Here is a 7,654-nt window from a genome sequence, read left to right as displayed (position 1 = left end):
ACAATTAAACAAAGAAGGAGTTAATTTTCTGGGGATTGCCAATACGGCAGAAGAAATAGGTTTAAGAACCCTGAGTGTTCGAATAAATTTTGAAAGACTTTTGAAAGAAGCACCTCTTCCATGTATTGTTCACTGGAACCAAAACCATTTTGTAATTGTTACACCTAATTCAAATTTAAAGAAAATTGAGGTAGCCGACCCTGCACATAATATAATTAAATACACTAAAGAAGCATTTTGCAAACACTGGCTGCAAACAACTGATGATGTTCCGGGAATTGCTTTACTTTTAGAACCAACTCCGGAATTTTATCAACAAAAGGATACCAAAGCCCAGGGAATAAGCTGGGGCTTTTTGTTAAGATATTTGAATCAATACAAGCGATATTTTTTTCAATTAACTGTAGGGTTAGTAATAGCATCTGCCTTGCAATTGGTATTTCCTTTTCTTACGCAAAGTATTGTAGATGTAGGCATCAACACCCGCAACCTTCAGTACATTTTTATCATACTCTTTGCCCAACTTTTTCTATTTACAGGTCGTATCATTACAGAATTTATACGCAGTCATTTGCTGTTGCATATTGGTACAGGTATTAACATCTCCATTCTTTCTGATTTTTGGATAAAGTTGATGCAATTGCCTTTATCTTATTTTGACGCAAAAAAGACAGGTGATACATTACAAAGAATTGGCGACCACAGCAGGATACAGCAGTTTTTAACAACAGGTTCTTTAAATATTCTTTTCTCATTAATCAATTTGCTTATTTTTTCAATAGTCCTGCTTTTGTATAATGTACCTGTGTTTTTAGTATTCGTTACCGGCAGTGTTTTGTATTTCTTTTGGATTCGATTTTTTCTACAATATCGCCGGAAATTAGATATAGAACGTTTTAGACTGGCCAGTAAAGAAAATACAGCTACTATGCAATTGGTACATGGTATGCAAGAAATACGCCTAAACAATTGCGAAAAACCCAAACGTTGGGAGTGGGAACGATTACAGATTGCTTTATTTAAACTCGGCTTTAAAACTTTACAAATAAGCCAGTATCAGTATGCCGGGGCATTTTTTATTAATGAAGGTAAAAATATAATCATCACTTTTTTTGTTGCTAAAGCTGTAATTGAAGGACAGTTAACACTGGGTGCCATGCTGGCGATTCAATACATCATCGGTCAGTTAAACAGCCCTGTTGAGCAACTGATTGGCTTTATACAGCAGGCACAAGATGCCAAACTATCATTAGAACGCCTTAATGAAATACATACTTTAGCGAACGAAGAATCTAAAGAAAGTAACTTGCAACACAGTTTACCCTCTGATAAATCCATCCATGTATCAAATGTTTCTTTTACCTATACAGGTGCAGGCAACGAGCCTGTATTACAAAATATTAATTTACTGATACTGGAGAAAAAAGTAACAGCCATCGTAGGTATGAGTGGTAGTGGCAAAACCACTTTATTGAAACTACTTTTAAAGTTTTACGAAAATTATAAGGGCGATATCAGGATTGGAGAAACCAATATCAAATACATCAGCCATAGATTTTGGCGTAGCCAATGCAGCAGTGTATTACAAGATGGCTATATTTTTAATGACACCATTACCAACAATATAGCCCTACATGGTGAGCAAATCAATCAACAGCAATTAATACATGCCTGTAAGGTAGCTAATATCCTTTCTTATATTGAAAGTCTGCCTTTAGGTTTTAATACAAAAATCGGGGCAGAAGGAATAGGAATCAGCCAAGGACAAAAGCAAAGAATATTAATTGCCAGAGCTGTTTACAAAAACCCCGAGTATATTTTTTTTGATGAAGCAACCAATGCCTTAGATGCAAACAATGAAAAAAGGATATTGGAAAGCCTACAATCTTTTTTCAAGAACAAAACAGTAGTTGTAGTAGCACATCGTTTAAGTACTGTAAAGAACGCTGATAAAATAGTAGTGTTGCATGAGGGAAGGATAGTAGAAGAAGGAACACATGAAGAGCTTGCTTTAGAAAAGGGATACTATTACGAATTAGTGAAAAACCAGTTAGAATTAGGAAACTAAAATTGTTACATTATGCCGATAGTTGTGAATGAGAATGGAGATATTAGCAGTTTATCTGAAACATTTCATTTAAGAAGTGATGAGGTTCAGGAATTCATCAGTCGGAAACCCAATTTTTTTATCCGTTGGGGTACGGTTTTATTCTTCTTTATTATTGTTATAATGGCAATTGTTTGCTGGTTTATTCAATACCCGGACATAGTAATATGTAAAGCACGTTTGAGTAGTTTGAATGCTCCGAAAGAAGTGGTTACCAGAACAGATGGGAAATTGCAACAACTACTCGTAAACAATGGCGACAGCATAAAACAAGGGGATGCTTTAGCCTATATGGAAAGTATTGCTAATCCTAAATCAGTAACACTTGTTAAAGCAAATCTGGATTCCATCTTGGCATACGTATCCCAGAACAAAACTGACCAAATAATCAAATTCTTTCCAAATTACACCAATCAGCAGTATTTGAGTGATCTGGGAGAAATACAGCAACCTTTTCAAACTTTTATGCAAAGCTTTATTAGCTTTAAAGATTTTATCAGCAACGGGTTTTATTTACGTAAACGCTCCATGCTGCAAACCGACCTGAACAACATTACCCGCTTACATTCCATCCTAATAGAGCAGAGATTACTTTTGGAAAAAGATGTGGCTTTATCTAAACAAACATTTGAAGCAAACAAATCACTTGCAAAAGATAAAGTTATTTCAGCACTAGATTATCGTAATGAAGAAAGTAAGCTTATTTCTAAACAACTAAGCCTACCGCAGATAAAATCTGCTATTGTCAGCAACGAAACCCAGCAAAATGACAAAAGAAAAGAAATTGCCGAATTAGAGAACCAAATCACTGTTCAAAAAAATACTTTCATACAAGCTTTACAATCATTAATCAGTCAGATTGAACAATGGGAATTTAAGTATGTACTGAAATCACCTATTGACGGACGGGTACAAATGGCAGGATTTTATCAGCAAAACCAGTTTATAAAAAACGGACAACTATTGTTTTACATACAGGCAAAAAGCACGCAATATTTTGCCGAAATGTTTATACCACAATATAATTTTGGAAAAGTACATACCCTGCAAGATGTACTATTAAAGTTTCAGGCTTATCCCTATGAACAGTTTGGTAGTGTAACAGGAAAAATAGAATATATTAGTCAAACACCTACAGACAGTGGCTATCTATCCAAAGTAATCCTTCCAAATAGTTTGATAACGAACTATGGCAAGTCACTTCAGTATCAGTTCGGTTTATTTGCACAGGCAGAAATTATAACTGAAAAAATGCGATTGTTAGATCGGTTTTATTACAATATCCGCAAACAGGTTAACTGGTAGTAGTAAATTTTAAATAAATCATTATTGTCCGAAAAAACTTAACTAAAAAATCGCTGTAATCCTTTTCTGTAAAGGATTACAGGCTAAAAAATGATTTTTTCAAATCTGGAGGGAGCACCCCATCTTTTGAAATCGGCTGAAATATGGCTCTGTAAAGGGGTTAAACCATTAGTTTACACTTTTTAGTCAGACAAGAATGAAAAAAAATCATGTACTATAAAAACAAATAAATCTGTAATTTATATTAAACATCCTTGGCAATAAAAGCCTTATAAATTTTAACCAATCTATTTTTAATGGCATATAACAATAGTGCCGTTTTGTTTTTTGTACCTGATTTTTCACACAAACGTTCGGCGTAATAATGAACCGTTTTTACCGAAAGGTTCATGGCCCAGGCTATTTGTTGGTAATCATCCAGTGTTACCAATAATTGTAAAAAACACAACTCCTTTTTGGTAAACGATTGAATAGTTTTGACATCTCGGGGCAATAGCTGTATACGCTTTATTTCAGCAAAGGCTTTTTCTTTATCAAACATTGTTTCATCTATAAATACAGCGCCTTCACTTACATTTGCAATTGCTTTAGCAATTATTTCGGCTGATAGGTTGGCTTTGCCCAGAAAGCCCTTTACACCTATATCCATTAACTCGGCAATTTCATATTCAGAAATCAGCTCAGACAATACAATAATGGGTATAGAAGGCCGGGAATAATGTAAAATGGCTGCAAGCCCATACCATCAAGTTCCGGCATAAGTAAGTCGGTAATAATCACATCCGGCTCTGCTTTAACCTGCTGCAATTTTTTTAAGCAATCAGCACCACTATTAGCCGTAAACAAAATGTTAACAAATGGTATAGTATTCACCATTTGCCGAAGTTTTAATAAGTAATCCGGTTTTGCATCTACTAATACCAAATTGAAGGCTGAAGACATAAAAGGAACATTTTGAATAAAATTAAATTATATCGGGTACAATTTGATATGTAGAAGCGTTTTCTTAAAAAATAGCGTAAAACTACGTAGAAGATTTAGGAAAATTACTAAAGATATATCATAAATAATGTATTAGTTTCGTTTATTCTTTAAGCTTAAAGAAAAAAATATATAAATGCAAATCATATGGCAGAATGATAAAAATCACCAAGCTAAGAAATCGGAAATATAATTGATTGAAAATTTGAAATAAAGACTGACAGGTGATGCAAAACATTTTGAAATAGAAAATAATATTTTATTTGTAAGCAACCTTATGGCGACATTCACAAATTTTGCTTTAAAAATTAAATCGACACATATTGCTAAACACCTTATAGGCTGTACCGCTAAACAATATGCAAGAAAACACAGTTAACATAATTTACAAGTGGTTAAAGCAAACCAACTATGAAGTAAGTATTGAAAAAATACAATTACAATTTCTGTCACATCCTGATATTGGCACACTTAGTTCTATTACTGATACACTCAATGCATTCAAAATTGAAAATCAGGCCGCTCAAATTGATATTGACAATATACCAAAGTTGAAAGAACCATTTCTCTCATTAATAAGAAATAACAAGGTTGATCAATTTGTATTAGCAAAGGTTATTTCAACAGTTTCCGTTGAAATTTACAATGGGCAGGAGAAGTTATTTTCAATTTCTTTTGATGAATTTAAGAAAATATTTTCTGGCTTCATCGTTGTAATTGACAAGCAGCAACCAACATTTCGCCTTAACATTCGTAATTGGTTAAGACCTTTATCCATTAGTCTTTTGACTTTTGCCGTTTTTTATTTATTCTGGATGCATCCCACTCAAACAATCAATATTTATGCTTACTTCTTACTAACAATTGCAGGGCTCATATGCTCATTACTGCTTTTTGTTCATAGTTTAGGTTTTAACAACCATTTTCTGCAGCGTTTTTGCACATTATCAAAAAGCACCGATTGTAATGGGGTTTTACATTCAAAAGCAGCTAATTTGTGGAAAGATATAAACCTTACTGATGTAGGAATTATATATTTTTCTGTGCAATTGATTTACTTGTTGCTTTTACCAAATGCCATTTCAATACTCTTGGCAGTTAGTATTGTTGGAATATTATTTCCGATTTATTCTATCTATCAGCAGGCCTATATTATAAAAAAATGGTGCCCTTTATGTCTTACTGTAATAACCATTCTGCTGCTACAAGGAATTGTAGCAATAATTTCCTTTTCGGAAATTTCCTTTCAACCTCAATTTACAGTTGGAGTATTATGTATCATTGCTCTTGTTGGTATAGTATGGTATTATCTAAAGCAATTATTTGAAAACAGTGCCAGACTGCACAATGCTGAAATTGAACTCTTACGTTTTAAGCGAAACTATCACCTGTTTATAAATTATTACAAGCTTACAAATTCAATAGAAGACAGTCATATAAAAACAGAAAAGGAAATCATCATAGGTTCAGAGCAAGCCCCAACACAAATTACCGTTATTACCAATCCACTATGTCGGGCCTGCCAAAAAACGCATGGCGAATTAAAATCTTTGATACAACAATTTCCGGCCGATATTTCTTTAAGAATTGTATTCTATGTTCCCTATCAAAACCTGTGTGACCCAAGAACAATGATTGCAAGCTGGTTAGCTGACACATACTTTAACAACAAGGAAATAGGTATTAAAACTATTGGAAACTGGTATGCTAACCCCGATGTTAAGAAATTTGACAAGCTAAAACTACCCACTGAGATTTTAAAACAGCAACAACCCTTTTTACAAAACCAGGCACAATGGTGTGTACAACAACAGTTAACCCTAACGCCATTGCTACTCATTAACAACAAACTATTTCCACTTATTTACAGAACAGACGACCTGCGGTTTCATATAGAAGCAATTAATGAATTTGAACGAGCGAAGGAATATGAAAAAAAGAGTCCTGTTCAATCTACCAAGGTGTTAGCTAGCAACACATAAACAATCATTTTTTAAACATTCAAAACAAAAGCGTATGTTAAAAACAATTGCAGGGTTACAAGGTGTAACCATTTTGAGCAAAGATGCACAAAAGAAAATTTCGGGCGGTACATGGGTATGCTCATGCACCGGAATGCCGGGTACTTGGGAATATACAAGGGATCCTGCATTACAAACAATGGTAAATGACATTAAGACCTACTGCCAATACGGCGGAACCTGTAATAATTCAATACAGTGATCTTAAAAAACAAAAAGGGGCGACCTTATCGCCCCTACCTTAAATAACATATTATGAAATACCTAATTAGTTTAATTTTTTTATTTTATACGAATATTGCTTTTTGTCAATTTTTATTAAAAGGTGTCATAACATCAGACCATGATGTGCAGTTAAATATTTTTGAACCGTATGAAGGTATATTTTACAATCATGATCTGGCTACTAAAAGTATCAATGCAACACCCAAAAAAGAAATAAACATAAACATTGCTGTAAAAACATCTACTTTTTTAAAAATAACGTTTGATGGTGTACCATTTTTTATATATGCCAAACCCAATGACTCTATTTTTTTTAATGCAACCATCTTAGGCAGTAACCCACCTGTAAATACCAGTTGGATTCGTTTAACAGGTAGTAATGCTGAAGGAATGATATTGTTCAATAATCAATTCAATTATCCATACCCTATTTCTAAATTCACACCTATATTTAACTTATTTGAGCAAAAAAATTTGAATGTTCCTGAATTAAAGAAAAACTTAATTAACATCATCAACAATTACACCCATCCATATGATAGCCTATATCAGGAAAACAAGATAACAGAAAGCTTTAGAGGCGCCATCAAGGTTCAATTCAAAACAATACTTATAAATGAATTCTTAAAACCATTTATAAGAAGAGGAATTAAAGAAATTAACTTTATTAGTGCAGATATGAGCAAAGCAAATATTTTGCAAATGGCGGAAGAAATACAAGAACCTTTTAACATAGCAGTACCGAAATGTGTGCTTGGAACATTTTACGTTACAAGCTATTTAAGTTTGAAATACATGGTAGAAAATAAATTAGAAACAGATAATGAAATTAAAGACTCTATATTTAAAATAAACAATAATACTTATGCTTTCAGTAACACGTTTGTGCCTTCACTATATGCTCCGGATGATATTAAAACCAATTTAATTGGAAATTTTATGATTGCAGCGATTACTTTATTTCCGGAGAGTGTTACTAAAAGCGACTTAATTATCTTTAATCACTTTGCACCCA

7 protein-coding genes are annotated in these 7,654 nt (G+C 33.3%); 5 read left to right on the top strand and 2 right to left on the bottom strand.

Annotated features, from left to right (window positions below):
• Both JK139_RS15055 and JK139_RS15050 read left to right on the top strand, forming a co-directional pair.
• The coding region (locus JK139_RS15055) for a peptidase domain-containing ABC transporter (protein ID WP_218332069.1) at positions 1 to 2,068 on the top strand (2,068 nt) is incomplete at its 5' end.
• Positions 2,069 to 2,080: 12 nt separating this feature from the next.
• The gene (locus JK139_RS15050; RefSeq protein ID WP_081301415.1) at positions 2,081 to 3,412 is read left to right on the top strand and encodes an HlyD family secretion protein; all 1,332 of its coding nucleotides are present in this window, start codon (positions 2,081 to 2,083) and stop codon (positions 3,410 to 3,412) included.
• 244 nt (positions 3,413 to 3,656) lie between these two features.
• On the opposite strand, the gene JK139_RS15045 is transcribed toward JK139_RS15050, so the two are convergent.
• Both JK139_RS15045 and JK139_RS15040 read right to left on the bottom strand, forming a co-directional pair.
• A complete protein-coding gene (locus tag JK139_RS15045; protein ID WP_074421091.1) occupies positions 3,657 to 4,100 on the bottom strand; it encodes a helix-turn-helix transcriptional regulator in 444 nt (147 codons plus the stop codon).
• A complete protein-coding gene (locus JK139_RS15040) occupies positions 4,088 to 4,354 on the bottom strand; it encodes a response regulator (RefSeq protein WP_074421092.1) in 267 nt (88 codons plus the stop codon). Before JK139_RS15040 ends, JK139_RS15045 begins: the two co-directional genes overlap by 13 nt.
• 398 nt (positions 4,355 to 4,752) lie before the next feature.
• On the opposite strand from JK139_RS15040, the gene JK139_RS15035 reads away from it, so the two are divergent.
• From JK139_RS15035 to JK139_RS15025, 3 genes are all read left to right on the top strand, one after another.
• Positions 4,753 to 6,375, top strand: coding sequence for a vitamin K epoxide reductase family protein (locus JK139_RS15035; RefSeq protein WP_074421093.1), 1,623 nt, complete (start codon positions 4,753 to 4,755; stop codon positions 6,373 to 6,375).
• 34 nt (positions 6,376 to 6,409) lie between these two features.
• A complete protein-coding gene (locus JK139_RS15030; RefSeq protein ID WP_074421094.1) occupies positions 6,410 to 6,616 on the top strand; it encodes a hypothetical protein in 207 nt (68 codons plus the stop codon).
• 53 nt (positions 6,617 to 6,669) lie between these two features.
• A partial coding sequence (locus tag JK139_RS15025) for a hypothetical protein (protein WP_218332067.1) occupies positions 6,670 to 7,654 on the top strand: 985 nt, incomplete at its 3' end.

It is taken from the genome of Hydrotalea lipotrueae (assembly GCF_019249625.1).
Taxonomy (GTDB): Bacteria; Bacteroidota; Bacteroidia; order Chitinophagales; family Chitinophagaceae; genus Hydrotalea; species Hydrotalea flava.
Note: the sequence above shows the minus strand (reverse complement) of the source record. Positions and strands in the feature narration are given on the sequence as shown.

Excerpts from the sequence above, each read along its gene's own strand:
- JK139_RS15050 (WP_081301415.1), top strand. The coding sequence starts at position 2,081 with ATGCCGATAGTTGTGAATGAGAATGGAGATATTAGCAGTTTATCTGAA.
- JK139_RS15040 (WP_074421092.1), bottom strand. The coding sequence starts at position 4,354 with ATGTCTTCAGCCTTCAATTTGGTATTAGTAGATGCAAAACCGGATTAC.
- JK139_RS15035 (WP_074421093.1), top strand. The coding sequence starts at position 4,753 with ATGCAAGAAAACACAGTTAACATAATTTACAAGTGGTTAAAGCAAACC.
- JK139_RS15030 (WP_074421094.1), top strand. The coding sequence starts at position 6,410 with ATGTTAAAAACAATTGCAGGGTTACAAGGTGTAACCATTTTGAGCAAA.